The 25,518-nt window shown below is 60.6% G+C and carries 23 protein-coding genes; 10 read left to right on the plus strand and 13 right to left on the minus strand.

Going from position 1 to position 25,518, the window contains the following annotated elements; all coding sequences use genetic code 11:
* Nucleotides 1-2: 2 nt before the first annotated feature.
* The 3 genes from EV281_RS17515 to EV281_RS17525 all read right to left on the minus strand — a co-directional run bounded on the left by EV281_RS17515 (nucleotide 3) and on the right by EV281_RS17525 (nucleotide 5,323).
* Complete coding sequence (locus EV281_RS17515) at nucleotides 3-1,907, minus strand: ABC transporter substrate-binding protein (protein WP_132654567.1); 1,905 nt, start codon at nucleotides 1,905-1,907, stop codon at nucleotides 3-5.
* On the minus strand, nucleotides 1,907-3,796 hold the full coding sequence (locus EV281_RS17520) for an ABC transporter ATP-binding protein (protein WP_132654569.1): 1,890 nt from the start codon (nucleotides 3,794-3,796) through the stop codon (nucleotides 1,907-1,909). The genes EV281_RS17515 and EV281_RS17520 overlap by 1 nt, the downstream gene beginning before the upstream one ends.
* Nucleotides 3,797-3,982: 186 nt before the next feature.
* Entirely contained in the window at nucleotides 3,983-5,323 is a 1,341-nt protein-coding gene (locus EV281_RS17525; protein ID WP_132654571.1) for an adenylate/guanylate cyclase domain-containing protein, read from the minus strand.
* Nucleotides 5,324-5,748: 425 nt separating this feature from the next.
* Between EV281_RS17525 and EV281_RS17530 the strand changes: the two genes are divergently transcribed.
* Nucleotides 5,749-7,092 (plus strand): nucleotide sugar dehydrogenase, encoded by a 1,344-nt coding sequence (locus EV281_RS17530; RefSeq protein WP_132654573.1) that lies wholly within the window; start codon nucleotides 5,749-5,751, stop codon nucleotides 7,090-7,092.
* Here the strand turns inward: EV281_RS17530 and EV281_RS17535 are convergent.
* Nucleotides 7,082-8,257, minus strand: a complete 1,176-nt coding sequence (locus EV281_RS17535; protein ID WP_132654575.1) for a DUF3095 domain-containing protein — start codon at nucleotides 8,255-8,257, stop codon at nucleotides 7,082-7,084. The genes EV281_RS17530 and EV281_RS17535 overlap by 11 nt on opposite strands.
* A gap of 121 nt (nucleotides 8,258-8,378) precedes the next feature.
* Between EV281_RS17535 and EV281_RS17540 the strand changes: the two genes are divergently transcribed.
* On the plus strand, nucleotides 8,379-8,858 hold the full coding sequence (locus tag EV281_RS17540; RefSeq protein WP_132654577.1) for a class I SAM-dependent methyltransferase: 480 nt from the start codon (nucleotides 8,379-8,381) through the stop codon (nucleotides 8,856-8,858).
* Between the two features lie 40 nt (nucleotides 8,859-8,898).
* Here EV281_RS17540 and EV281_RS17545 read toward each other — a convergent pair whose 3' ends face one another.
* Both EV281_RS17545 and EV281_RS17550 read right to left on the minus strand, forming a co-directional pair.
* Nucleotides 8,899-9,777, minus strand: a complete 879-nt coding sequence (locus EV281_RS17545; RefSeq protein ID WP_132654579.1) for an FkbM family methyltransferase — start codon at nucleotides 9,775-9,777, stop codon at nucleotides 8,899-8,901.
* Nucleotides 9,777-11,492 carry an adenylate/guanylate cyclase domain-containing protein gene (locus EV281_RS17550; RefSeq protein ID WP_132654581.1) on the minus strand — a complete coding sequence of 572 codons (1,716 nt, stop codon included), beginning with the start codon at nucleotides 11,490-11,492 and terminating at the stop codon, nucleotides 9,777-9,779. The genes EV281_RS17545 and EV281_RS17550 overlap by 1 nt, the downstream gene beginning before the upstream one ends.
* A gap of 190 nt (nucleotides 11,493-11,682) precedes the next feature.
* Between EV281_RS17550 and EV281_RS17555 the strand changes: the two genes are divergently transcribed.
* A complete protein-coding gene (locus EV281_RS17555) occupies nucleotides 11,683-12,777 on the plus strand; it encodes a glycosyltransferase family 4 protein (protein ID WP_132654583.1) in 1,095 nt (364 codons plus the stop codon).
* Nucleotides 12,767-13,534: a polysaccharide deacetylase family protein gene (locus tag EV281_RS17560; protein ID WP_132654585.1), complete on the plus strand. Its 768-nt coding sequence runs from the start codon at nucleotides 12,767-12,769 to the stop codon at nucleotides 13,532-13,534. The genes EV281_RS17555 and EV281_RS17560 overlap by 11 nt, the downstream gene beginning before the upstream one ends.
* Here EV281_RS17560 and EV281_RS17565 read toward each other — a convergent pair.
* Nucleotides 13,516-14,346, minus strand: coding sequence for an MBL fold metallo-hydrolase (locus tag EV281_RS17565; protein WP_132654587.1), 831 nt, complete (start codon nucleotides 14,344-14,346; stop codon nucleotides 13,516-13,518). The genes EV281_RS17560 and EV281_RS17565 overlap by 19 nt on opposite strands.
* Nucleotides 14,347-14,842: 496 nt before the next feature.
* On the opposite strand from EV281_RS17565, the gene EV281_RS17570 reads away from it, so the two are divergent.
* The 4 genes from EV281_RS17570 (at nucleotide 14,843) to EV281_RS17585 (ending at nucleotide 18,890) form a co-directional block, all read left to right on the plus strand.
* On the plus strand, nucleotides 14,843-15,958 hold the full coding sequence (locus EV281_RS17570) for an ABC transporter ATP-binding protein (protein ID WP_132654589.1): 1,116 nt from the start codon (nucleotides 14,843-14,845) through the stop codon (nucleotides 15,956-15,958).
* A complete protein-coding gene (locus EV281_RS17575; protein WP_132654591.1) occupies nucleotides 15,951-16,910 on the plus strand; it encodes an ABC transporter substrate-binding protein in 960 nt (319 codons plus the stop codon). Before EV281_RS17570 ends, EV281_RS17575 begins: the two co-directional genes overlap by 8 nt.
* An 11-nt stretch (nucleotides 16,911-16,921) precedes the next feature.
* Entirely contained in the window at nucleotides 16,922-18,601 is a 1,680-nt protein-coding gene (locus tag EV281_RS17580; protein ID WP_132654593.1) for an iron ABC transporter permease, read from the plus strand.
* 79 nt (nucleotides 18,602-18,680) lie between these two features.
* Complete coding sequence (locus tag EV281_RS17585; protein ID WP_132654595.1) at nucleotides 18,681-18,890, plus strand: hypothetical protein; 210 nt, start codon at nucleotides 18,681-18,683, stop codon at nucleotides 18,888-18,890.
* A 2-nt stretch (nucleotides 18,891-18,892) separates the two neighbouring features.
* Here the strand turns inward: EV281_RS17585 and EV281_RS17590 are convergent, their stop codons facing one another.
* From EV281_RS17590 to pcaD, 6 genes are all read right to left on the minus strand, one after another.
* The gene (locus tag EV281_RS17590; RefSeq protein WP_132654597.1) at nucleotides 18,893-19,663 is read right to left on the minus strand and encodes an SDR family oxidoreductase; all 771 of its coding nucleotides are present in this window, start codon (nucleotides 19,661-19,663) and stop codon (nucleotides 18,893-18,895) included.
* Nucleotides 19,664-19,725: 62 nt separating this feature from the next.
* Nucleotides 19,726-20,772: a 3-carboxy-cis,cis-muconate cycloisomerase gene (locus tag EV281_RS17595; RefSeq protein ID WP_132654599.1), complete on the minus strand. Its 1,047-nt coding sequence runs from the start codon at nucleotides 20,770-20,772 to the stop codon at nucleotides 19,726-19,728.
* Between the two features lie 121 nt (nucleotides 20,773-20,893).
* Nucleotides 20,894-21,505 carry a protocatechuate 3,4-dioxygenase subunit alpha gene (gene pcaG, locus EV281_RS17600; protein ID WP_132654601.1) on the minus strand — a complete coding sequence of 204 codons (612 nt, stop codon included), beginning with the start codon at nucleotides 21,503-21,505 and terminating at the stop codon, nucleotides 20,894-20,896.
* 1 nt (nucleotide 21,506) lies between these two features.
* On the minus strand, nucleotides 21,507-22,256 hold the full coding sequence (pcaH, locus tag EV281_RS17605) for a protocatechuate 3,4-dioxygenase subunit beta (protein WP_132654603.1): 750 nt from the start codon (nucleotides 22,254-22,256) through the stop codon (nucleotides 21,507-21,509).
* 10 nt (nucleotides 22,257-22,266) lie between these two features.
* A complete protein-coding gene (pcaC, locus tag EV281_RS17610) occupies nucleotides 22,267-22,665 on the minus strand; it encodes a 4-carboxymuconolactone decarboxylase (protein ID WP_132654605.1) in 399 nt (132 codons plus the stop codon).
* Nucleotides 22,662-23,465: a 3-oxoadipate enol-lactonase gene (pcaD, locus tag EV281_RS17615; protein WP_132654607.1), complete on the minus strand. Its 804-nt coding sequence runs from the start codon at nucleotides 23,463-23,465 to the stop codon at nucleotides 22,662-22,664. The genes pcaC and pcaD overlap by 4 nt, the downstream gene beginning before the upstream one ends.
* A 93-nt stretch (nucleotides 23,466-23,558) precedes the next feature.
* Here pcaD and pcaQ point away from each other — a divergent pair, with 93 nt between their 5' ends.
* Complete coding sequence (gene pcaQ, locus EV281_RS17620) at nucleotides 23,559-24,497, plus strand: pca operon transcription factor PcaQ (protein WP_132654609.1); 939 nt, start codon at nucleotides 23,559-23,561, stop codon at nucleotides 24,495-24,497.
* A gap of 33 nt (nucleotides 24,498-24,530) precedes the next feature.
* Nucleotides 24,531-25,457, plus strand: coding sequence for an NAD(P)-dependent oxidoreductase (locus EV281_RS17625; protein WP_348631032.1), 927 nt, complete (start codon nucleotides 24,531-24,533; stop codon nucleotides 25,455-25,457).
* Nucleotides 25,458-25,518 lie beyond the last annotated feature (61 nt).

A 25,518-nucleotide genomic window follows, 5' to 3' on the forward strand; every position in this document is an offset into this window, starting at 1 on the left:
GTTTAGGCCTCCTTGAACCAGAAGGTGTCCGGCATATAGACGCCGAGGTAGGAGGTTGGATCGAAGCCGTAAAGCGCGTGCTCCGGCACGTTCTGCATCTTGGCGGATCTGAGGATCGGCTGCAGCGTGCTGTTGATGAGGCCGATCGAGAAGACCTGTTGGGTGTAGAGGGACAGCATCTTGTGCCAGATAACCTCACGCTCTTGCGTCGTAGCACTTCGGCCCCATTGGTTCAGAAGGTCCACAAGTTCGGCCGCTTCCGGCAGATCGGGCGCCTTGCCCTCCTGTCCGGCCGAAAGATAATACATGCCCCAGAGCGGCCATTGAAGCTGGTCATCCAGTGTAGGGGCTAGTCCATAGGGAGACATGTCGGCGGTCGGCACGCCATTATCCAACCCGTACCAGATCGACATCATGATCGAACCGCTCATGGCGCGGTTGCGGAACACGTCGCGCTGCGAGGTGCGGGTGAAGAGTGCCAGGCCAATATTGGCCCAATGATCGTGCACCAGTTCCAGAACGTCGGTGTCGAGGTTACTTTCACCGGCCGTCTCGACGGTAATCTCGCAGCGGCGGCCATCTGGCAGCAAACGGATGCCGTCTCTGGCGCGCTTGTCGAGGCCGAGTTCGTCGAGCAGCTTATTGGCGGTATCCGGATCGAAATTCACAAAGGCGTCCGCATATTCCTGCCTGAAGAGCGGGCTTTCCGGCAGCACCGTATCGGCGCTCGCCTTGCCGAGACCGTAGAAGGCGACCATGTTGATCTCATGCCGATCGATCGCCAATGACAAAGCCCGACGGAAGCGCACGTCGCGGAAGACGGCGCGCCAGGTTTCGTCGGCGACATTGAGGTTCGGCAGCAGCGTGATGCGCGAGCCCCGCGCCATTTTCCAGAGTTCGACGTTTACCGGGAAGCGCTTTTCAGCCTCCTTCAGGAAGGTGTAGTCGTTGAAGTCAATGCCGGTCGCCTGCAGATCGGATTCGCCCGCGCCCGCCTTGGCGGCGATGATGGACGAGGAGGAGACGTTGAGAATGAACTTGTCGAGATAGGGGAGTTGCCTGCCGTTCTCGTCGACGCGATGGAAGAAGGGATTGCGCTCGAAGATGAACTGGTCGGCAGGTGGCGCAGTGCGGTTCTGCCAGGGATCCAGCGTCGGCAGGTCCGGGTTGTTCGGCCGGGATGCGAGCGCCATTTTGATGTGCAGATCGGCCCATTTCTTAGCCCGGTTCTTTTTCATCAGGTCGTCGAGCTTGGCCTTGTCCTGAAATTCTTTGTGGAACTGTTTCAGGTAATGGCCGGGACCATAGATGACGAGCGGCAACGGGCCGGCAAGCGACGATAGAAACACCGGATTGGGCTTGTCCCAGCTATAGCGCACCGTTAGTTCGTCGAGCATTTCGAACTTGGGCAAGGAACCGTGCGGGCGTAGCTCCAGAGCGCCGCCGCCAGGCGTCAGTTCCTTGTTGAGGATGACGTCTTCCCACCAGTAGCGGAAGGCTTCCGCCGTGAAGGGATGACCGTCCGACCACTTGTGTCCCTTGCGCAGACGGAAGGTGAAGACCGTGGCATTCTCCGAGGTGAAGTCGCGCAGGATATCGGGCTGGAACTGCAGCTTGGTATCGTAGCCGACAAGCCGAGAATAGCCGTAGACCGTCATGTAGCGGATATCGCGCGCACCGCCGATGATGGTCCGCACGTTGCCGCCGTAGGTGCCAGGCACGCGACCCATGTCCTTGAGATTGACGATACGCGGTTCGCTCGGAATGCGCTCAGCCATGGGAGGCAGACTACCGTCGGCGAGCTTCGCCTTCAGGAATTCTGGTTCGTCGATCTGCTGTGCTCGAAGCAGCGAAGGCGCGATGGCCGAGCCGACTAGGCCGCCGAGAAAGATGCGGCGGGTCACCATCAGACCAGCTCCTTCGCATCGGCGCCCTTGCGGGCACGCACCAGATGACCGCCACCAAGATCGGCAAAGGCGAGTTCCGAGGCGTCGTCATGATCGGGCGAGAAGACGCGACCCCAATTCTGCTTTTCGGCTGCGCCGTTTTCCTGCAGCGCCTTGAAGTCGAGCGGTCGGTCGAGATCCGGGAAGGGAACGGCGGCAAGCAGCGATTTCGTATAGGGATGGATCGGGTTGCGCAGGATGATCTCGCGCGGCGCGATCTCGACGATATGGCCCTTGCACATGACGGCGATACGATCAGCCATATAGTCGACGACGGCGAGATTATGCGAGATGAAGAGATAGGTCAGCCCTAGCTCCTTCTGCAGGTCCTTCAGAAGGTTGAGGATCTGTGCCTGGACCGAAACGTCGAGAGCCGAGACAGGTTCATCCAGAATGATGAGCTTGGGGCCGAGGGCGAGCGCGCGGGCAATACCTATGCGCTGGCGCTGGCCGCCGGAGAAGCTATGCGGATAGCGGTTGAGATAGCGCCGGTCTAGGCCGATTGCGCCCATCAACGCTTCGACCTTCCGCTGGCGTTCGGCACTGTTACCACGGTCGTGAATCTCGAGCGGTTCGCTCAGGATGTTGCGCACTGTCATGCGCGGCGAGAGCGAGGAGACCGGGTCCTGAAAGACCATCTGAATCTTGGTGCGCAGCTCTTGCAGTGCCGAGCCCTTGACTGAGAGGACGTCGATGACTTCGTTGCCGTCGTTGAAGAGGACCGCGCCGCCATCCGGTGTCACTGCGCGCATCAGGATCTTGCTCACCGTCGTCTTGCCGCAGCCGGATTCACCAACCAGTCCCAGGCACTCGCCGCGACGAATATCGAAACTGACGTCATCGACGGCGTGTACGACGGCCGCTTCCTGCCCGCCGAAGAAACCGCGTTTGCGCGTCTTGTAGGTTTTGGAAAGATTGGAGACGGAAAGCAGCACGCCCGGTGCTTCCTTCTCGACGAGCTTCTTTTTGCCGATCAGCGATTCCAGATTGACCGGAACCTCGCGAAGCGCCTTCAGTCGCTCGCCCGGCTTCATGTCAAAATGCGGAACCGCAGCCATCAGCGCTTTGAGGTAGGGATGCTGCGGATTACGGAAGATCGCATCGACGGGGCCGGCTTCCATGATCTCGCCGTGATAGATCACCACCACCTCGTCTGCCATATTGGCGACAACCCCGAGATCGTGGGTGATGAGCAGCATGGCCATGCCGAGCTTGGCCTGCAGGTCGCGAAGCAATTCGAGGATCTGCGCCTGTATCGTCACGTCGAGTGCTGTCGTCGGCTCGTCGGCAATCAGCAGCGCCGGCTTACAGATCAGCGCCATCGCGATCATGGCGCGCTGGCGCATGCCGCCGGAAAGCTCGAACGGATACATGTCGTAAGTGCGCTTTGGATTGGAAAAACCGACAAGCCCGAGCATTTCCTCGGTGCGCTCGCGCGCTTCCCTCTTGTCGGCGTCCGTGTGGATCAGGAGCACTTCGCTGATCTGGTTGCCGACCGTGTGGAGCGGTGAGAGCGACGTCATCGGCTCCTGGAAGATGGTCGCCATGCGACGGCCGCGCAGGTCGCGCATCTCAGGACTGTCACGTGACAGAGCCAAGATGTCCGTCGCCTTACCATCCAGCGGATCGGTAAAAAGGATGCGACCGCTCGCGTCTGCCGGCGCCGGCAGGATGCCCATGATCGACTGGCTGATGACGGATTTGCCGGAACCGCTTTCGCCCACGAGGGCAGTCACTTTCCCCGGCAGTATGCGAAGATTGGCTTCCTTTACGACGCGTAGCCGATCGCCGAAAACGGAGAAGGCGACATCCAGATTCTCAATACGCAACAGATCGGCTGCAGACGCCATACCAATGAAATTCCCCAGTCCTTATGTGTTCCCGTTAAGGCACACTATCGTACAGTAAACGGGGTGTCCAGTTGATGACAGGCGTGAGGAAAAAGCAGCACCTTGCGCCTGTTTTACGAGGCGTCGGGTGCGAAGGATCTCATTATACGATGCAACCGCTAAAGCGGCCGCAATGTCAGCGCGTATTTACTGAATGAACTTTTCGATCGGTGTGCGTTTTACCTGTTTCTTGTCGCGGTGAAGCATGATGACCTGCTCGGCTTCAGAAAGACCATTCTGAACGGATTCGCGGAAGCCTTCGTCGACATGGATGGTAGATGCCGGCGCACGCGGTTGCAGTACCGTCACTTTCTGGCGGATGCCGCGCAGTTTCTCCTCGCCGAGGGTGATCCACTCGCCGCCGCAATAGCCGGCGAAGGCCTGACTCGCGACGACTTCGCGGTTATATTTCTTCGTCAGAATCTGCAGGCGCTGTACCTCGTTCACTGCCGAACCAAAAGCGGAGAAGGTGAGCCGGTCTTTCAAGCCGACGTTGCCGAACATGACGTTGCCGACATGCAGGCCGATGCCATAGCCAATCTTCGGGAGCCCCTTGAACTCGCGATCCTTGTTAAGCTCTGCAACGCGCGCCTGCGCATGGTGCACGGCGGAAAGTGCCGCCTCGCAAGCGATCTTGGACGGATCCTTGTGCCGGCCACAGGGGTAGACCGCGAGAAAGCCATCACCGAGAAAGCTCAGGATTTCGCCGCCATTGCGGTTGAAGGGCGCGGCGATCGCGTCGAAGAACTGGTTCAGCGTATCGATATAGGCCTGCCGGCCTTCCTTCTCGGCATACATGGTCGATTCGCGCATGTCGGCCATGACGAGGGCCGCACGGATCGTTTCGCCGTCACCGCGGCGGACCTGGCCGTTCAGCACGCGTTTGCCGGCATCGCCGCCGAGATAGGTGGTCAGCATATTGTTGGCGAGTTTGGCAAGCACCGCCATCTTGGCGGCGACCGCCAGATGGTTCTGCATGCGCAGCAGCGCGTCGATCATGTCGTCGGAAAAACCGGCCGGGCTGTCGGTCGACCATGAACCCATCATGCCCTGCACGGAGCCATCCCCGAACGGTTGCACGAAGGCGAGATAGTCGGTGATCTTTTCCTGCCTCAGATCCTCGAAAATCGGAAATTCATTCGGGCCGTCAGGCATGATGCGACGGCGGATATGCTGCAGATTGTTGTCGAGAAGATAGAAATAGGGGCTCTGCAGGAAGCGGTCCGGCTTCTGGCCGGCCGGCATGCGGAAGCCCTCGATCGTGACCCCGCTCGCGCGCTTCCAGGTAAAGCTCAGCGCGTCGTAGAGCGGATGCAGCATCGAGAACGTCAGGTGCACGCGCGCGAGTGGCAGGCCGGCGGCGGCAAGCCGCTCGCAGAAACCGCGCACGATGTTTTCAAGGTCGTCGCCGGCCAGCGATGAATTCGTCAGCCATTCAGCAACACGGTCCAACAAAATGGAGGATACGCTGGATTCGATCGTGCTCATTCTTGGTATTATCCTCATGGCGCACGTCCATCCTGAAAACAAAAAACGCCCGGACCTGCACGTTCATGACGCGCAGATCTCAAAGGAATTCAGGATGTACGAGCGGTATTATCGTGTCAACGATATGCCTATGGCTCAGCCATGACACCCGCCGGCTTCCGACCTCCTGGAAACGGGGCGAGCAATCTTCGCAAATGGTTTATTATCGACTGCCAGATAGGCACGCGGTAGATGCGAAACAATGGGATTTAGAATTTTTTGTGCGTCTTGGCTGTCGGGATTGGCCAAGCCGAGTCATTTCCGCCACACCCGGCTAAGGAGGCCAGCGCGCGGCACGGACAGGCGGCGCAACGGAGCCGGGTTTAATTTGCCGTGATCATGCATTAGATCAACGGTCGGATTCACTTTTCGCATGAGGCACGGCCTTGGACGCACGCTCTTCCACCTTCGAAACGCTGTCAAAAAGGATTGAGGACCGCACGGCACGCGCCGGCATTATCGGCCTTGGTTATGTCGGTTTGCCCTTGGCGATGGCTGTGGCGCGCAGCGGCTTTGCAGTGATCGGCTTCGATATCGACCCGAAGAAGATCGTCGCGCTGGATGCGCGCCACTCCTATATCGATGCGGTGACCAATGAGGTATTGGCAGCCGAGATCGATGCGGGACGTTTTTTCTCGACGACCGATTTCGCCGGTCTTGCGGATTGCGACGTGATCGTCATCTGCGTTCCGACGCCGCTCACCAAACATCGCGATCCCGATCTTTCCTTCGTGGAAACGACGTCGCGTTCGATCGGCGCCCACTTGCGGCCGGGTCAGCTGATCGTGCTGGAATCAACCACCTATCCCGGTACGACCGATGATATCGTGAAGGTCATTCTCGAAGAGACGGGGCTCAAATCCGGTTCCGACTTCTTCATCGGCTTTTCGCCGGAGCGCGAGGATCCTGGCAATCAGCATTACCGCACCGCGACCATCCCAAAGGTCGTCGCCGGGGATGGCGCGGAAGCCCTGTCGCTGATGAAATCCTTCTATGGGGCAGCCGTCTCGACCGTCGTTCCCGTCTCCTCCAACGCGACAGCTGAGGCTGTGAAGCTCACCGAAAACATCTTCCGTTCGGTCAATATTGCCCTCGTCAACGAGTTGAAGACCGTTTATGCGGCGATGGGCATCGATATCTGGGAAGTCATCGATGCGGCGAAGACCAAACCCTTCGGCTATATGCCCTTCTATCCCGGCCCCGGCCTCGGCGGCCACTGCATTCCGATCGATCCTTTCTATCTCACCTGGAAATCGCGTGAATATGAGCTGCCGACCCGGTTCATCGAACTTGCCGGCGAAATCAACTCGGCAATGCCGCGTTATGTCGTCGGCAAGCTGGCTGAGGCTCTGGATATCCAGGCGGGCAAGGCGCTCAGCCGCTCTCGCGTCCTTGTCCTTGGTCTTGCCTACAAGAAGAACGTTGCCGATATCAGGGAAAGCCCGTCACTGCGGCTGATCGAAATCATCGAGGAGCGCGGCGGCAAGGCGGATTATCATGATCCCTTCGTCGCGGAGATTCCGCCTACCCGTGAATACCAGGCGCTGAAGGGCCGCAAATCCATCGGTCTGACGCCGGATGCCATTGCGGGATATGACGCGGTTCTCATCGCGACCGATCACGACATCATCGATTATGCAGCTCTTTCAAAGAGCGCCAAACTGATCGTCGACACCCGGAACGTCCTCAGCCGCCTCGGTCTCTCGGCCGATCACGTCATCAAGGCGTGACGAGCACGCCGGAAAGCTGCTTGCCGGTGATCTGGCTGGCGGCGACGGCATAGCCGCCGGCGGCGCCGTCGATGAAGTGCATGTGATCGCGCGACAGGGGAGTGGGCACGAAGCAGGTCATTAAGGCCGACGACTGGCGGTGCAGGCCGTAGCGCGCCACGCCTTTTTCCTGTGCCTGTTTCAGCAGCGTCTCGATGCGGGCGAGGTGGGCTGCATCCACATCGATGGTCATCTTCAGGCCGTCGTCGAACTTTCGGAAATCCGAATTGCCCGAGACGTCCCGCTTGTAGCGGCGCGCGTTGAAATGGGCGAAGGTGATGCCGAATTTGTGCAGGAAAATGATCAGGCCGGTTTGCAGGAGGATGAACAGCTTTTGCCGCAGCCGTTTGTCTTTAGGCGCCGTGGCATTCGCCTCGCGATTGATGCCCTTCATCGAAAAGGCAAGCTCCGGCCCATCTTCCGGCACCGGATGACCATTGCGGTTCTGTTCGGCGGTGATGGAAACGATGCCGGCAACGAGGGCCTGGAATTCCGGCCCCGGCCCGGCTTCGCCCGGCACGGCAATGATCGAGACGATTGCGCCATTATGCGCCTCGATCGGGCTCCAGCGGCAAGAGAGGCCGGCGAGGTCCGGCCGGGTGCCCGGCGCGGCCTTCTCGACGCCATAGCGGCCCATCTTCATGTTCTTCTCGGCCCAGCTCGTGCCGCCGCCGGAAAACATCGCATAGGTGACATAAGGACTTGCCGAATAGCGGGCGACCCGCACATCGAGACCTTCCGAGCGGATATCGGCGATCGGCACGATCGCGATGCGCAGATCAAGGTCAAGATCCTCCTTCACCCAGACCTGTGTAGCGGCGAGTGCCTCGCGAGCGGCCGCTTCGAGTGATCCAGGCAAGGCGATCAGGGCCCCGTCGCCGCCGAAGACGAAGGGATAGTCACCCTTGCTGACGGCATTCAGCACCGCTGAGATGACGCTGGCGCCGGCCATGTTGACGTCCTTGTAGCGCCCGCCGGCGATCGCCTTGGTCGAGCCGACAATATCGGCCATCGCCAGCACCCACCCTTCGGGGAGCGGCTGGTAATTGCTCTCATCGGTCACGCCCTCGAAATCGGTAAAGACCGGTACGCCGGCGAAGAATGCGTCGTTGGACATCTCGTTCATGGCGCCGAGTTTATCACAGACCCGTGTTGCCGCTGCAACGGCAATTTGCGTTTGTGGCAATCGACTTGCACTGTCTCGATATGGTAGCACCGCTGACATATTTTATGACGGACAGGACAAGATGAGCCGCCTCGACAGTTTCATTCGCCGATTGACGGCTCAACGCGATATTCTCAACGCCATCATCGATCTTGTAGACGAAGTTGACGGGCCGGTGCTCGAATTCGGTCTCGGCAACGGACGCACCTACGACCATCTGCGCGAGCATTTTTCCGACCGCCGTATCATTGCCTTCGATTGGGAAATACGCTCCTATTCCGCCTCCACGCCGCCAGCGGAAAACATCGTGACAGGTAATATCCGCGATACCGGCCAGGCGTTCCTCGGGATTAATGCAGCGCTCGCCCATGCCGATATCGGCACCGGCCATGATGAAATCGACGCGGTGACGCTGACCTGGCTGCCGCAGTTGATCGCCGGCGTGCTTACCCATCGCGGCATTGCCGTCAGCGGCCTGCCGCTGGACCATCCCGAGCTTCTGTCTCTGCCATTGCCCGATGGCATCAAGGAAGGCCGTTATTTCCTCTACCGCAGGAAATGATGCCGGCTCAATGCAGCCTCGTCGCTTCGGACTTGGAGAGCTAGGGCAGGAAAAGCACGTTGTATTGATCGAAACTGCCTGGCAGGTCGCGGACCTTCAATTCATCCTCGCGGTCCTCGAAGACGACGAGACAATGCTCGTAGAAGCCTGCGAGCATGTCGATGAAGGCCTTCGTGCCTCCCGGGCCGTAAAAGAGAGGGGTGAATTCCATATAAAGGGGCACGCGGCGAGCAAGCAGCGACTGCATCGATCGGCAGGCGACCGGCTCGTAACCTTCGATATCCATCCAGACAAGACCAATCGAGTCCGAATCGACGGAAAGTTCGGCAAGAATCTCGGAAACCGGCTTCACCGGCACGCTGATCTTCGTATCCCTGGGGCTCTGGCGGATGGCGCTGCTCTTGCCGTGATTGGCGCTGTTCAGGAAGAAGTCGATCTCGCCTTCGATCTCGCCGGCAGCGCAATTGACGAGCCGGACTTTCTCTTCCAGCCGGTTCTGGCGGATATTGAGCGCAAGCAGCGGGAAGTTGCGAGGGTCGGGCTCGATGCTGACGATATGGGCGTAGGCGCCGCTCAGCGCGAAATAGACGGTCTGGGTGCCGATATTGGCGCCGATCTCGAGCAGTGTCGTGTCCTTTCTCAATAGGCCACGTTCGCGCAGGATGACAATGAGGCGGTCAACGGCCTCGCGCTCGAAATGGCCCTTTCGGAAGACCTTGCGACCGATATAATCCGAGGGCGAGAAGGTCATCAGATGGTCGCCGGCGTCGACCGTCATCGAGAGCACGCGCGGGCCGATGTTCTCGATCAGCAGGCGGCGGCCGAAACGGGTATCGAAGAGGCGTGAGGCAGCGGCATTGCGCGCCTTGCGGAGGCGGCGGCTCCAGTATTTGACGGTAAGCCAGGGCTTGCCGGACATCAGGCTTTTCCTTCGAGCGGTTCTGCCGCCTTCTCTCTCGGAATGACATAGACTTTCAAGGGCAGGGCCCGGCCGCGCACGTTGATTTCGCAGCTTTCAACTGTACGAGGGTCGATGCCGGCACGCGTCGCGACCGGCTCGGATATGACGATCGCGGCGTCGAGTTCTTTGGCGGCCGTCTCCAGACGGCTGGCGACATTGACCGTGTCGCCGACGGCAGTCAGGCTGCGCACGCGCCCGTAGCCCATCGTGCCGACGACAGCTGGGCCGGTGTGGATGCCGATGGCGATCTGAAGCGGCAGAGGCAGTTCGTCGGAGAGTTCGGCGGCGAGCTTGTCCACTTCGGCAACGATCGTGGTCGCGGCCGAAATTGCTTGCCGGCAGGCTTCCTCGGGTGACGCATTGAGGCCGAAGAGTGCCATTGCGCCGTCGCCGATGAACTTGTCGAGCCGTCCGCCGGCCTGTTCCACCGCCTTGCCGACGATGCCGAAATAGCGGTTGAGCAGGAAGACGACGTCGAAAGGCAGGCGGGTTTCGGTGAGCGTCGTGAAATGCCGCATGTCACAGAAGAGCACGGCGATCTCGCGCTCGCGGCCGGGGCTCGTTTCCTGGCTGTTGGCAGGAAGGGCAGCTTCGGTCTGTGGCACGAGCAACGGTGCGACGGTCACATCCCTGTCCGGGCGGAGCTGACAGGCGAGGCGCACGTCCGGTGCGGCATTTATACGCTTCAATGTCGTCTGCTCCAGCTTGTCGGGCGGCGGCAGGGTCCAATAATCGCTGAGGATCTGCACGCGGCAGGTGGAGCACTGGCCCTTGCCGCCGCAGACCGAATAATGCGGCAGGCCCCCGAGCCGGCTTGCTTCCAGCACGGTGAAACCGCGGGGTACTCGAACTGTCTCTCCGCCGGCATAGCGAACCGCTACCTGGTTCGCCCGCTCCTTCAGCCTGCGGCGCGCGCGTGCCAGGATGACGATGCCAAGGGCAGCGGAGAAGCTGCCGTAGAGCCCGGCGCGGATCGTCGCAACTTGCTCGCGCGCCTCCGGATCGTTGTAATAGAGGGTGTTGATCGTTTCCTCATAGTGGCCGGATTCCGCCTTGATAAAGGAGGGATCGGACAGCGTGCGGCCCATCTCGACGAAGCCGAGCAGCGCCAGCACCGGCAGAAGGATGGCGACCGCCAGAAGCAGCGAAGCGGAATTGTCGTACCAAGGCCGATAGCGCAGCCAGAAATGTACGCCAATGCAGCCGTGAATCCACACGACGAGCAGCGCGAAAGTCTGGCGTACGCCATTATCGGGCGAGTTGATCCAGAGCGTGCGGACAATCGTCTCGTAATTGTCGGTATAGCTGTAGAGCGCATGGACGATGCGCGTGCCGACGACATGGTCGATGAGCAGTAGCGGGATCAAAAGGCCGAGGGCGATCTGCGCCATCTCGTTCTTCGGCATGACGAGGCTGCGGCGCACATAGAGGCCACGCAGCACGAGCGTCATGTGGACGAGGACGGAGGCATAGAAAACCAGGGTGCCCACCGGATTGCGCCAGATCGCCAGAAAGAGCCGGCGCCCGTCATCGGCAGCTGACAGCGAAACGAGCCCCAGCGCATGGTTCGACATATGCAGGATAATGAAGACGAACATCACGAGGCCGGAACCGAGTCTGGCCCTCCTGATCGTGCGCTCCGAAAAAATCCCTGTGGCCCAGTCCGTCGTCATCAATTCCTGTTCTTGAAGCTCAAATCGCAAATGCACTAGAGAAGACGAAAAGGGTGGAATTATCGTCTCGTCTGATCACGATTGCTTCGATATGCCTGCCCGTATCGCTCAAGGATAGTGACAATAGCGGAAATTTTCGCTTACGGCGTGAGCGTCGATTGGAAACACACTGTCATACGCGGAGTGTCCGATGCGGATTGCTTTCTATGCGCCGATGAAATCGCCAAATCATCCAGTGCCTTCAGGCGACCGGCTGATGGCGCGGCTGTTGATCCGTGCCCTGGAGATGGCCGGACACACGGTCGAAGTCGTGTCCGAGTTCCGCATCCACGCCGGCACGCCCGAGGCGGCGGCCGGTGTGCTTGCGAAGACGGAAGAAGAATTCGAGCGACTGCGACGCAAATGGCGCAACGAGACGAGGCCGGAACTCTGGTTCAGTTACCATCCCTATTACAAGTCCCCGGATCTCTTCGGTCCCGCGTTCGCGGAACAGTTCGCCATTCCCTATGTCACGGCGGAAGCCTCTTATTCGCGCAAGCGGGACGGGATGGGCTGGGCCTTCTTCCAGAAACCGGTAGGGGACGCGATCCGCCAGGCAGCGGTAAATATCGCCTTCACCGAACGCGACCGGAAAGGATTGGAAGAGGTCTTTCCAGAGGCGCGAATTGCTGAAGTAAGGCCGTTCATCGACGCGGCGCTGTTCGAAGCGATCACGCCCGCGCCCGATCCGCTACGCTTGATGACCGTGGCCATGATGCGGGCCGGTGACAAGATGGAGAGCTACAAGCTGCTCGCAACGGCACTGCACGTAATCGAGGATCGGCCCTGGACGCTCGAGATTATCGGCGACGGTCCGCTCAGGACTGAGGTGGAGGCGCTGTTTGCCGGCTTTGCGCCCGGCCGAATCGACTGGCTCGGCCAAAGGGGGCCGGAAGAGATCGCCCTATTGCTTTCGAAGGGCGGCATCTATGTCTGGCCGGGCTGCGGAGAAGCCTACGGACTTGCCTATCTCGAGGCGCAGGCGGCAGGCCTTCCTGTTGTGGCGCAAAGGACCGCAGGTGTGCCTGCCGTGGTTGAAGCCGATATGACAGGGTTCTTGACGCCCGATGGCGATGTGGAAGCTTTTGCGCAGGCTATTGCCGGACTGCTGGATGACCGGGCGCGCCGTGACGCCTTGGCCGCCGCCGCCCGCCGCTTCGTCATCGACAAACGTTCGCTTGCCGGCGCGGCACGAGAACTGGATATGATCCTACGTAATCATGCAGGAGCAGCACATGATCGATAGCACCATCCGCGAGCCGCTATATCGGGAGCTGGATCGCTGGCACGACGCCGGCCGCATGGCGCGGCTTTGGCTGCGGGATGACGATGCGGTCGAGCCGACGGCGGCCCTGGAGCGGCTGCTTTCCGAGACGAAGAGCTATGGCATTCCTGTTACGCTCGCGGTCATCCCGGCGTCGACCGGAGAGGCGCTGGCCGCGCGGCTTGCAGATGAGGTGCATGTCGGCGTGGCCGTTCACGGCTGGGCGCATCACAATTATGCCGGACCCCACGAAAAGAAGCAGGAGCTCGGCGGAGCACGCCCGGAAGAGGCGATTCTCGGCGAGCTCTATGAGGGCTTCCTGAAGTTGAAGGGGCTCTATCCGTCGCATTTTCTCGCCATGCTGGTTCCGCCATGGAATCGGATCGACAACGGCCTCATTCGCAAGCTGCCTGCGCTCGGATTTGAATCCCTCTCCACCTACGGACGCATCAGGGGCGAAAGCCCCCTCGCCATCGTCAATTCCCATGTCGACCTCATGGACTGGCACGGCACGCGCGGCGGGCGGCCGGCGGCAGACCTGATCGGCGAAGTGGTCGCGGAACTGCAGGATCGGTTTAACGGTCGCAACGAGCCCATCGGCATACTCGGGCATCATCTGGTGCATGATGCGGCGGCCTGGGACTTCCTTGCCGAATTCTTCGAGGCGACGTCGGGCCATCCGGCGGTGGAATGGGCCTCCGCTGCCGCACTCGTGCAGGATCAGATATCGAGAACCTGATTGTCGCGGGCAGCGAAGGCGCCGGCAAAGGCGGCCTGGGCCTGGCTTTCCATGATGCCTAGCTGTTCATCGGTGCGCGAAGGCGCATGATGGAAGAGAGCGAAACGCTTGGCGCCGGCCATCTTTGCAAGTTCGGTGCCGTGCTGCCATGTGGAATGGCCGAAGCCCTTGAAGCGCTGCATCTCGTCTTCATTGTAGGTGCAGTCGTAGACGACCAGATCGGCGTCCTTCATCATTTCGAGGGCTACCGGATCGCAGGTACCGGGCGTGTGCTCGATGTCGTAGATCAGCGAAACGGTGCGGCCCTTCCAGCGGATGCGATAGCCGATCGCCCCGCCTGGATGGTTCAGCATATAGGTCTGCATCTCTACACCGTCATGCGGGGTCAGTGTCTGGCCCGCATGGAAATCGCGGAAATTCATCGTCGCCTGACAGATATCGGTCTTTACCGGGAACCAGGGCGGGCTGATGAACTGCTCGACCATTTCGCGCGTGCTCATCTTGCCGTCGAGATGACCAGACCAGATGTTGACGTTGATCGACGGGTAGTAGATGGCCTTGAAGAAGGGTAGGCCGATGATGTGATCGTAATGGCAGTGGCTGAAGAAGAGATCGACATCGTGGACGTCATCAGCAATGAGAGACAGGCCGGCTTCACGCAGGCCGGAGCCTGCGTCGAACAGCATCCGGTGCTCCCCACAGCGGATTTCAATGCAGGAGGTGTTGCCTCCATAGCGGTCGAATTCTGGGCCTGACACGGGGATACTGCCCCGTACGCCCCAAAATTTTACCTGAAACAGATCGTTACTCATCTTCTTTCAAACCAGCTTTCCCGCTTCACCATCGTAGTCATCATCGATCCCGATGCGAAGCTGCAGAATTCCACGGGTTTGCCTATGTCTCCTCGCACTCTTCCAACGGCTAGCCGAAGAAGAAGTAGATTTTCCTAAGCAATCGGCTTTTGGCTCAGAATGCAAGCCGGTATGGTTTGTTTTCTGTAAACGTTCCGGCATGGGCGAGCTCGCGACATTTCCGCGGATCATGCATCTTAAATGGTTGCGCGCGACTGAAAATGCAAATTCTTGGCTTTTACCGGTCTTGATGCCGTGTGAACGATAGGCTGCCTGATCAAACGATATGTCGGAAAAGCCGGCATGTTGGCACCGGGATTACAATTACTGCGCTAAAGAGCCGAGGCTCTTTCTGCCGACGATCTTGTCACGAAACCGAAACCAAACCGTCGCAAAGCTGTCATCTGCCGTGCCTAAATGTCGCCATACTTTCTTTACAGCGACATTTGGTCTGCCCATGAACGCCCCCTCAATCCGATCGTCTTCTGCCGTTGCCACGGCGGGCCTGGAATTGAGTTACGGGTCGACGCAGATTCTCAAAGGTATTGATTTTTCTCTTGAAAAGGGCAAGACGCTGGCGCTGCTCGGCCCATCTGGCTGCGGCAAGACCACGCTTCTGCGGTTGGTGGCCGGCCTGCTTGCGCCGACGAAGGGGTCCGTTTCAATCGCCGGTACGACAGTTGCTGATGGCGCCACCGGCGCTTTCGTTCCGCCGGAGCGGCGCGGGCTCGGCATGGTTTTCCAGGACTATGCGCTCTGGCCACATTTGACGGTCGGCGGCAACGTTTCCTTTCCGCTGGAAATGCGTGGCGTGAGCAAAGCCGAGCGTCAGACCCGGACGATGCGGGCGCTCGAACGCGTCGGTCTCTCAGCCTATGCCGACCGGCGGCCGAGCGATCTCTCGGGCGGCCAGCAGCAACGCGTGGCGATAGCCCGCGCCATCGTTGCTGAGCCGCAGCTCATCCTCTTCGACGAACCGCTCTCAAATCTCGACCGCGAACTGCGGGAAAACATGGTGGGCGAGCTTGCCGAGCTCATCTCCTCGCTCGGCCTGACGGCCATCTATGTGACACACGACCATAGCGAAGCGCTGACGCTCGCTGATGAGGTCGCTGTCATGCGCGCCGGCCTGATCGAGCAGCTTGCTTCACCCGACGATCTTATCGAACGGCCTGCAACGCCCGAGGTCGCGGATTTCCTGCGGCTTGGCTGCCTTGCCGAAGTCGAGCGGCGCGGACCAGCCTGGCATTTCAAGGGCAGCGACATCGTGCTCTCCGAAGCCGAAGACATAGGGGGAGGTATTGCTCGCGTGCTGATCCCTGTCGCCTCGATCTCGGTCGGCGAGGCCTCTTCCGATCGGCTCGTGGCCACAGTGCTTCGCTCGCAGTTTCGCGGCGACGGGCATCTGGCAAGCGTTTCGCTCCCCGGTTTGCCGGGCTTGGAATTGCAGGTTCTGAGCCGAGTTAAGCTGCGTGCCGGTGAGACGATCGGCCTAGCGATCGACGCTGCACAGATCCGCTGGTTTCGACAAAAAATACCCCAATCCATAGAGGAGAAGCTGGAGCATGTTTAAGTCATTGAAGAGCATTACTTTTGGCATCGTCGCCGCCGCCCTGATGGCAGGCGTCGCCCATGCCGACGTCACCGTTTACACCGCTGGCCCGCAGAGCCTGATCGACAAGCTGTCGGCCGGCTTTACCAAGCAGACCGGCGTCAAGGTCAATGTTTTCCAGGCAACGACCGGTAAGGTCATGGCTCGTATCGAGGCCGAAGCCGCCAACCCGGTTGTTGACGTCGTCATCTCGGCTTCGTGGGATACGGCAAACGATTTCGCCAAGCGCGGCTGGCTCGTCAACTATTCCAGTCCCAACGCTGCCCAGGTTCCCGAGTTTCTGAAATCTGAAGGCGCTGTCGCTCAGGGCATCTCTGCTCTCGGCATCGTCTGGAACACCAAGAGCGGCACGCCGAAGCCGGCCGAATGGGCTGACCTGACGAAGCCGGAATACAAGGACCTCGTCAATATTCCGGATCCGGCACAGTCCGGCTCTTCCTTCGAACTGACCGCCGCTCTCGCCGGCCAGGACGACTGGAAGCTCTTCAAGTCTCTGCAGGCCAACGGCGCAATCATTGCCGGCGCCAACGCCGACGCCCTGAACCCGGTTCTGCAGGGCGCAAAGGCCGTTGTTTTCGGCGCCGTCGACTACATCGCTCTCGCCGCCCAGAAGAAGGGCGAGAATATCGAAGTCGTGTTCCCGAAGTCCGGCACGGTTATCGCCCCGCGCCCGGCCATGATCATGAACTGGTCCAAGAACCAGGACGACGCCAAGAAGTTCATCGACTACATGCTCTCTGAGGAAGGCCAGAAGCTGGTTGCCGACGAGATGCTGATGCCGTCGCGCACCGACGTTGCTGCCAGCCGTCCGCTGATCGGCGACCTGACGCTGCTGAAGTATGACACGGCTGCTGTCTACGGCAAGCGCAAGGAAACGCTGAAGGCCTTCGCCGATCTCTACGGCGCGAAGTAAGGTGTTGGCATATGAGAGGAAACGGCATCGGCGGCACGGCTCCGGCCGCCTGGCTGGCAACAGCGAGTCTTGTTCTCGTCGTTGCCGTTCCCTTTATCGCGGTGGTGCTGCAAGGAATTTTTCCTGAACTCGGACAGGGTTCCTTTGCGAGCCCTTTCTCTTCACTCTATGCGACGCTTGCCGACAGTTCGCTGGTCCGCATGGGTGGGAACACTATCCTGCTCGGTGCCTGCGTGGTGCTTGCCTCGGCTCTCCTCGCCGTGCCGCTCGGTGTCTTCCGCGCTCTCTACAGAATTCCTTTTGCGCCTCTCTGGGACGTGCTCCTGCTCGTACCCTTCATGATCCCGCCCTATATCGCCACACTCGGCTGGATCATGACCCTGCAGCCGCGCGGTTATCTGCAGCAGTTTGCAGGCTTCAATCTGGCACCTTTCCTGTTTTCGATTTTTGGCATGACGCTCGTCATGGCCTTCAATACTTTTCCGGTCGTCTATTTCGCCGTATCGCGCACGGTCGAGGCCGTCGGTGCGCGTTATGCCGAGGTCGGCCGCGTCTTTGGCGCCTCGCCGGCACGCGCCTTCTGGCGCATCACGCTGCCGTTGTCGGCACCGGGACTGACGGCAAGCCTGATGCTGGTTTTTGCCGCCGCGATAGAAGAATACGGCACACCGGCAGCGCTGGGCCGCCGCGCTGGCTTCCAGGTGCTGGTGACCGGCATCGACCTGCGGGTTACCGACTGGCCGATCGACCTGCCAGGTGCGGCCATCCTGTCGCTGGTGCTGGTCGCCATGTCGCTCGCCGCCTTCCTGCTGCAGCGCTGGATTCTCGCGCGCCGCTCCTACCAGACGGTCAGCGGCAAGCCGACGGCGAAAGACAAGCGACCGCTCGGCGCGCTGAAGGCGCCCGTGATGATAGCTTTCAGCGTCGTCGCCTTCCTTGCGACCGGCGTGCCGTTGCTTGCGATCCTCGCAACGGCGCTGGCGCGCACGATCTCCGGTGGCCTATCCTTCGACAATGTCAGCCTCGACAATTTCATGGCAGTGTTCGGCAACAGTGCCGGCGCCGTGACGGCGCTGGTCAACAGCTTCTCGCTCGGTATCGGCACGGCGCTGATAACGGGCCTGATCGGGGTCACGGCCGCTTATACCGGCGTGAAGACGAAAATGCCCGGCCGCATGGCGATCGATGTCATGACCGTCCTGCCGAATGCTCTGCCCGGTATCGTCGTTGCTGTCGGCCTCATCCTCGCCTGGAACATGCCGGGCCTACCCATCACGCCCTACAATACTGCTTTCATCCTGCTCTTGGCCTATTGCTGCATCCTGCTGCCGCAGCCGGTACGCTATACCACCGCAGCTTTCCAGCAGATCGGCGACAATCTGGAGGCGGCTGCCCGCGTTTGCGGTGCTAGCGGAGTCACGGCCTTCCGTCGTATCCTGTTGCCGCTCGTCTTCCCGAGCCTTGCCTCCTCCATGCTGCTTGTGTTTGCGCTTGCCTCCCGTGAACTCGTCGCTTCCGTCGTCGTCGCACCCGTTGGCATGCAGACGATCGCGACCTTCATCTGGCGTCAGTTCGAGCAAGGCTCGATCGGCCTTGGCATGGCGATGGCCTTCATCGCCATTTGCACTACCACGCTGCTGCCACTGATCCTGATGGGGCTGATGCGCCGCGGCAATATGGTTGCGGATTGAGGCGCGAGCGACATCGAAACGTTCTTGTTTCTCGCGGAAATTGCTGAGATAATTTCCTCGCACAACCTTTGGAGTGAACATGGCTCCTGTCACGGAGATCCTTATAGGCCTCGCGGTCGTCTCCATCCTCATCGTCGCATTTGCCGTATTCCTGTCTTGGAACCCTAGCTGGTGGAGGAGCCTTCGTATTCCAGGGCGTTTCGTTCTTGGCCAAGGCGAGGGCGGCCTCGAAGTGAGTTTTGACTGCGACGATGGAGGTGATGGCGGCGGTGACGGAGGAGGCGATTAACATCAGAGCGATGCCGTAATCCCACCGTCGACCATCAGCGTATGACCGTTGACGAAGGACGACGCGTCGGAGGCCAGGAAGACGGCCGCGCCGACGAGCTCCTCGACATCGCCCCAGCGGCCAGCCGGCGTGCGGCTTTCAAGCCAGCCCGAGAATTTCGGATCATCGACGAGGGCTTGGTTGAGCGGCGTCTTGAAATAGCCAGGCGCAATGGCATTGACCTGCAGGCCATGCTTTGCCCAGTCGGTTGCCATGCCGCGGGTGAGATTGCGGATGGCACCCTTGGTTGCCGTATAGGGCGCGATACCGGGCCGGGCGAGCTCGGCCTGCACCGAGGCGATGTTGATGATCTTGCCGCGACCGCGGCTGATCATCGCCTGCGCGACCGGTTGGCTGACGTAGAAGACGCTGGAGACATTAGTGCGGAAGAGCTCGTCCCACTTTTCAACGGGAAAGCTCTCCAGCGGCGTGCGGAACTGCATGCCGGCATTGTTGATGAGGATATCGATCGGGCCGATCTCGGCTTCGATATAGGCAATTGCCGAGCGGCAGGCCTCGGCGTCGGTCACGTCGAAGGCAGCGCTGACGGCGTGATGTTTTTTGTGCTCGCGGATCGTCTCGGCGGCAGCCTCCGCCTTCTGGGCGTTGCGGCCGTTGATGATGATGGAGGCGCCGTGTTCAGCAAGCCCGAGTGCGAGCGCATAACCGATGCCCTGGCTGGAGCCCGTCACTAGTGCGCGGCGGCCGGAAAGATCGAAGAGGGGAAAGGTCACGGGATCACTCCTGAAATCAACGCCCCTGCATAGCCGGTTTTGCCGCTTTCTTGCAAAGGCGATCAGCCTGCCCCCAGACGCTTGATATTGCCGATAAGTTCCGCCGCCAGCCGCAGCGAGGCTGCAGTCGCCATGGCCATCTGCGGCAGCACCAGCCATTCGAGCGTCCAGGCTGCCCCCGAGCGTTCCTGTTCGTGGACAAGCGAATGGTGAATGGCAGAAAGCTGTGTGGCGTTGAAGCGGGCGAGCGCAACAAGCGTTTCGGCGGCGACCGGATTCTGCTTGTGGGCCATGGCCGAGGACGTGCCGCCACCCGCAAGCTCGATCTCGCCTCCGGCTTCGGCGAGCAATGCGATATCCTGCCCGAATTTTCCGAGACTGCCTGAGATCAAGGAATAGAGATTGGCGAGATCGGCAATGCGGCTACGGCGGCTGTGCCACTGCGGCTCATCGGTCAATCCCAGTTCCTGCGCCAGCGAGGCGCGCACAGCGGACGCCTCGGCTCCTAACTTTTCGAGTGTGCCGGCAGCACCGCCGAATTGCACGGGGAAAGTTTGCTCCGTCAGCCGGTCGCGATAGATCTCCAGCGGCATCCGCCAGGCGGCGATGCGGTCGGCGGCGGTAATGGGGATTGCCGCCTGCATGCGCGTGTGGCCCATCAGGCGGTTGGCGCCGAGCTGCCGCTCGAGCGCTGCCAGTTTCGTGACGATGGCATGCAACCGTCCGCCGAACAGGAAGGTCACGGATTTCAGCCGCAACATCAGGCTGGTGTCGATGACATCCTGGCTGGTCGCGCCGAAATGGACATGCTCGCCCGCCTCGTTGCCGACCGCTTCTCTCAGTTGCTTGACGAGGTCGGGAATAACGACACCGTCTCTGGCCGTTGCAACCTTCAGGCTTTGCATATCTGCGGTAAAGCCAGCGCAGGCCTCGCCGATCGTTGGCGCGGCTTCCGCCGGAATGATACCATGCGTTGCCTCGGAGCGTGCAAGTGCCGCTTCGAAGGAGAGCATCGCCCTGATATCAGCCTCGGCTGAGAAATAGGCGGCGATTTCAGCGTCGCCGAGCAGGCCGGAAAGGAAGGGATGGTCGAAAGGGGATGTGGTCATGTGGCAACTCGTTTCATGGCAATCCCCGTCCACTCGTCGGCTTATCTCGACCCAAACACGGAAGGGCGAAGCCGACGCTACTTGCCCGACGGACCGCGGGCAAGTCGCCAGTCGAGATCGCTTAAATATCCAGGAACACCGTTTCCTTCGGTCCCTGCAGGTGGATATCGAAGCTCAGCTTCGCGCCATCGCGAGCGGCAATCAGCGTTGCCACACGCTCGCGGTGTTCGATCCGCGCCAGAATTGGGTCTGCCGCATTGGCATCCTGCTCTTCCGGGAAATACATGCGTGTGTGCAGGCCGATATTGATGCCGCGGGCGACGATCCAGAAGGTGATGTGCGGCGCCATCTTGCGGCCGTCCTTGAACGGGACCTTGCCGGGCTTGATGGTTTCGAAAGAGTAGACGCCGTCTTCGGCGCGGGTTGGGCAGCGGCCCCAGCCGGTGAAATTCGGGTCGGCCGTGCCACGCATTTCCGAGGGGCTGTTGTAGAGACCGGCGCTGTCGGCGTGCCAGATCTCGACGACGGCATCGCGAACGAGGGCGCCGGCGCCGTCGAAGATACGTCCGCTGACGGTAATCCGCTCACCGAGCGTCTTGTCATTGACCATCTGCGTGCCGAGATCGCTGTCATAGACGCCGGTGATGTCGCAGAAATTCGGCGTCAGGCCGATATGCACATAGGGGCCGGCGGTCTGGGACGGGGTTTCTTTGAGGTAGCCGAGTTCCTGCATGTCAGTTCCCCTCCATCTTGTTTTCGAACATGGTCGAGCGGCGACCGCGCAACACGATATCGAACTTGTAGGCGCGGCTGTCCATTGGGATCGTATTGCCCCAATCGAGCGGCGCAATGAGCTGCTCAATCGCCGCCTTGTCAGGGATCGTACCGACGATCGGACATTTCCAGATCATTGGATCACCCTCGAAATACATCTGGGTGATCAGGCGCTGCGAGAAGCCATGGCCGAAGATCGAGAAATGGATGTGGGCCGGGCGCCAATCGTTGACGCCGTTCGGCCAGGGATAGGCGCCGGGGCGCACGGTGCGGAAGAAGTAGCGTCCCTCCTCGTCGGTGACGAAGCGGCCGCAGCCGCCGAAATTCGGGTCGATGGCGGCAAGATAGGTCTCTTTCTTGTGGCGATAACGGCCGCCGGCATTGGCCTGCCAGAATTCCACCAGAACGCCAGATTGCGGACGGCCGCGTTCATCGAGCACTCTGCCGTGCACGATGATGCGTTCACCGATGGCGCTCTCGCCGGGCCGCGCAAAATTATGGATCAGGTCGTTATCCATCTCGCCGATCATCGAGTGACCGAAAACCGGGCCGGTGATTTCGGAGATGGTGCCGTCCAGCGACAGCAGCGCGCGCTGCGGCGAACGCAGGATGGAGGTCTTGTAACCCGGCGCATAGGCTGGCGGATGCCAGGCGCGGTCGCGGGCGAAGAAGGCGCCGGTTTCTGGCTTGCGGTTCGGTAAGTCGGACATTCGCTCCCCCTCAGGCCGCCTTGCCGGCGTCCATCTGCTCGAAAACCTGTTTTGCGATCTTGATCGCATGATTGGCTGCCGGCACGCCGGCATAGATTGCCACATGCAACAGCGCCTCGCGAATATCCTCCCGGGAGGCGCCGGTATTGGCGGTGGCGCGCACATGCATGGCCACCTCGTCGTCCTGGCCGAGCGCGGCAAGCAGCGCGATCGTGATCATCGAGCGCTCACGCTTCGTCAGTGCCGGACGGGACCAGACATGGCCCCAGGCGGCCTCAGTGATCAGCTCCTGGAACGGTTTGTCGAATTCGGTCACAGCGGCTTGGGCGCGGTCGACATGGGCATCGCCGAGAACGGAACGACGGGTTGCCATGCCCTGCCTGAAGCGTTCGGACGCTGTGTCGCTCATGGGCTCTTGTCTCCAATGGATGAGAGGAAGGCGCGGATGATTGCGGTGAGCGCTTCAGGCTGCTCGACGGGCGGAATATGGGCGCAATCCTTGATGACTTCGTAGCGCGCGTGCGGGATCATCTTGGCCGTAGAGAGCACCAGATCCGGTGGCGTCGAGCCGTCCTGATCGCCGACGATGCAGATGGTCGGCACCTTGATCCTGGCCGCGGCTTCGGTGAAATCAGCGTCGCGGATCGCCGCACAGGTCGCGTTGTAACCTTCAACGGGCTGGCGGATCAGCATGTTGCAATAGCCGGCATAGGCGATGTTCTCCGGTCTGCGGAACGCCGGCGTGAACCACCGCTCCATGACCATGTCGACGATGCTGGCAATGCCATTCGCCTCGACGGCGGCGATACGGCTGTTCCAGCTATCGGCGGTGCCGATCTTGTGGGCGGTGTCGCAGAGGATGAGCGCTTTCACCAGATCCGGGCGGCGCTGGTAGAGCGACTGGGCGATCAGGCCGCCGACCGAGAGCCCGCAGATGACGGCATCCTTGACCGAAAGCAGATCAAGCAGGCCGGCAAGATCGGTGGCATGATCCTCCATGGCGTAGGGCACCTGGCCAACGTCGGAGAGACCGTGGCCGCGCATGTCGTATAGGATGATGCCAAAATCGCCGGCAAGACGCACGATCACGTCACGCCAGATACGGAAATCGGTGCCGAGCGAATTGGCAAAGACAATAACCGGTCGGTCCGCCGGCGCACTGATGAGCTGGTAGTGGATCGTTACATCGTTGATACGGGCAAACTGCACTTTAAATCTCCTCGACACCAATTTTGATGAGTTGATCCGGTTAAGTAAAATGATATTTCTTGGCTTTCCGATAACTCATGAGTTATGAAAGCAATGATCGATAGCCGCATCAAGTTTCGCCATCTCCAGACCTTTGTCGAGGTGGCGCGGCAGAAAAGCGTCATGAAGGCGGCTGAACTCCTGCATGTCAGCCAGCCGGCGGTGACGAAGACGATCCGTGAGCTGGAACAGGCGCTCGGCGTCGGCGTCTTCGAGCGCGAGGGGCGTGGCATCAGGATCACTCGTCACGGGGAAGTCTTCCTGCGCCATGCGGGTGCTGCGCTGACGGCGCTTCGGCAAGGGCTCGACTCCGTCTCTCAGGAGCAGTTCGGTGACGCCCCGCCGATCCGTGTCGGCGCGCTGCCGACGGTTTCGACGCGCATCATGCCGCGGGCGATGGATCTGTTTCTGAAGGAAAAGACCTGGAGCCGGGTGAAGATCGTCACTGGTGACAATGGCGTGCTCCTGGAGCAGTTGCGTGTTGGCGATCTCGATCTCGTTGTCGGGCGCCTGGCGGGAGCGGAAAGGATGGCAGGCTTTTCCTTCGAGCATCTGTATTCCGAACAAGTTGTCTTTGCCGTGCGCGCCGGCCATCCGTTGCTTAACGCCAGAAAATCCCTCTTTGCCGAACTTGGTCGCTATACGCTCCTGATGCCGACCCGCAGTTCGATTATCCGGCCGGTTGTCGAGAATTTCCTCATTGCCAATGGTGTCGCCAGCCTGCCGAGTCAGATCGAAACCGTTTCCGATGCCTTCGGGCGCGCTTTCGTGCGCGATAGCGACGCGATTTGGATCATTTCCAATGGTGTGGTCGCGCGGGATATCGCCGATGGCGTGCTTGCCGCTCTTCCGATCGATACCGGTGAAACGAAAGGGCCTGTCGGGTTGACGATGCGCGCCGATTCCATTCCCTCGCTTCCGCTTTCCATCCTCATGCAGACGATCCGCGAGGCGGCGCTGGAAATTTCAGGCGAGCCCGCGCCTGAGCACTAAGCTTCAAGACAGTCGCCTCGTTCGCTCGTAGACTTGCCATCTCGAGCATTCAAGGAGGCGGCAACAATGAAGACAGGCTTCATCGGTCTTGGTGTGATGGGCACGCCTATGGCGCTCAATCTCCTGCGCGCGGGCACCGACCTTATCGTCTGGAACCGTTCGCCGGAAAGCGTGGAGGCGTTGCGGGCTGCGGGCGCCGAGGTGGCCGCCGATATCGACGAGGTGTTTGGCAAAGCCCGGACCGTCTTCCTGATGCTGGCGACGGAGGCGGTGATCGACGCGGTTCTGGAGCGCGCCACGCCGGCCTTTGCCGATCGAATGGCTGGCCATGTGCTTGTTCATATGGGTACCACCGCGCCTGAATATTCGAGAGGACTTGAAGCAGATATCCGAGCCGTCGGCGGCCGTTATGTCGAGGCGCCTGTTTCAGGTTCGCGCCGGCCGGCTGAGGAGGGGCAGCTCGTGGCGATGCTTGCGGGGGAGGCGGATGTCATTGAAGAGGTCCGCCCGCTCCTGAGGCCGATGTGCCGGGAGACGGTCGTCTGCGGCGCCGTGCCCAATGCGCTTCTGATGAAGCTTGCCGTCAATATCTTCCTGATCAGCACGGTCACGGGGCTTGCCGAAGCAGCACACTTTGCCGGCCGCCAGGGGCTGGACATGGGGCTTTTCAAGGCGGTGGTCGATGCCGGCCAGATGGCAAGCGGCATATCGCGGATCAAGAGCGGCAAGCTTGTCGAACGGGATTTCTCCGTGCAGGCGGCAATATCGGACGTTTTGAAGAACAACAGGCTGGTGGCCGAAGCGGCGCGGCAGGCGGGCATTGCTTCGCCGCTGCTCGATGCCTGTCATCAGCTCTACGCCGAAACCGAAAGCCTGGGATTCGGGCGCGAGGACATGGCGGCCGTCGTTTACGCCCTCGAAGCCCGGACGGAAGAACTGAAGCTGCCATTCGGAGACTGAAACGCCGCGTGGCTCTAGTCTTTCGCGTCATGCTGACGCAATCTTGTCTGTGCAGAGAGCG

Source organism: Rhizobium sp. BK418 (genome assembly GCF_004341105.1).
In the GTDB taxonomy this organism is placed as follows: Bacteria; Pseudomonadota; Alphaproteobacteria; order Rhizobiales; family Rhizobiaceae; genus Rhizobium.

Bases quoted from the DNA above. Each gene is read 5' to 3' on its own strand.
- EV281_RS17515 (WP_132654567.1), bottom strand. From the start codon at position 1,907: ATGGTGACCCGCCGCATCTTTCTCGGCGGCCTAGTCGGCTCGGCCATC.
- EV281_RS17520 (WP_132654569.1), bottom strand. From the start codon at position 3,796: ATGGCGTCTGCAGCCGATCTGTTGCGTATTGAGAATCTGGATGTCGCC.
- EV281_RS17525 (WP_132654571.1), bottom strand. From the start codon at position 5,323: ATGAGCACGATCGAATCCAGCGTATCCTCCATTTTGTTGGACCGTGTT.
- EV281_RS17535 (WP_132654575.1), bottom strand. From the start codon at position 8,257: ATGAACGAGATGTCCAACGACGCATTCTTCGCCGGCGTACCGGTCTTT.
- EV281_RS17540 (WP_132654577.1), top strand. From the start codon at position 8,379: ATGAGCCGCCTCGACAGTTTCATTCGCCGATTGACGGCTCAACGCGAT.
- EV281_RS17545 (WP_132654579.1), bottom strand. From the start codon at position 9,777: ATGTCCGGCAAGCCCTGGCTTACCGTCAAATACTGGAGCCGCCGCCTC.
- EV281_RS17550 (WP_132654581.1), bottom strand. From the start codon at position 11,492: ATGACGACGGACTGGGCCACAGGGATTTTTTCGGAGCGCACGATCAGG.
- EV281_RS17555 (WP_132654583.1), top strand. From the start codon at position 11,683: ATGCGGATTGCTTTCTATGCGCCGATGAAATCGCCAAATCATCCAGTG.
- EV281_RS17560 (WP_132654585.1), top strand. From the start codon at position 12,767: ATGATCGATAGCACCATCCGCGAGCCGCTATATCGGGAGCTGGATCGC.
- EV281_RS17565 (WP_132654587.1), bottom strand. From the start codon at position 14,346: ATGAGTAACGATCTGTTTCAGGTAAAATTTTGGGGCGTACGGGGCAGT.
- EV281_RS17570 (WP_132654589.1), top strand. From the start codon at position 14,843: ATGAACGCCCCCTCAATCCGATCGTCTTCTGCCGTTGCCACGGCGGGC.
- EV281_RS17575 (WP_132654591.1), top strand. From the start codon at position 15,951: ATGTTTAAGTCATTGAAGAGCATTACTTTTGGCATCGTCGCCGCCGCC.
- EV281_RS17580 (WP_132654593.1), top strand. From the start codon at position 16,922: ATGAGAGGAAACGGCATCGGCGGCACGGCTCCGGCCGCCTGGCTGGCA.
- EV281_RS17585 (WP_132654595.1), top strand. From the start codon at position 18,681: ATGGCTCCTGTCACGGAGATCCTTATAGGCCTCGCGGTCGTCTCCATC.
- EV281_RS17595 (WP_132654599.1), bottom strand. From the start codon at position 20,772: ATGACCACATCCCCTTTCGACCATCCCTTCCTTTCCGGCCTGCTCGGC.
- pcaG (WP_132654601.1), bottom strand. From the start codon at position 21,505: ATGCAGGAACTCGGCTACCTCAAAGAAACCCCGTCCCAGACCGCCGGC.
- pcaH (WP_132654603.1), bottom strand. From the start codon at position 22,256: ATGTCCGACTTACCGAACCGCAAGCCAGAAACCGGCGCCTTCTTCGCC.
- pcaC (WP_132654605.1), bottom strand. From the start codon at position 22,665: ATGAGCGACACAGCGTCCGAACGCTTCAGGCAGGGCATGGCAACCCGT.
- pcaQ (WP_132654609.1), top strand. From the start codon at position 23,559: ATGATCGATAGCCGCATCAAGTTTCGCCATCTCCAGACCTTTGTCGAG.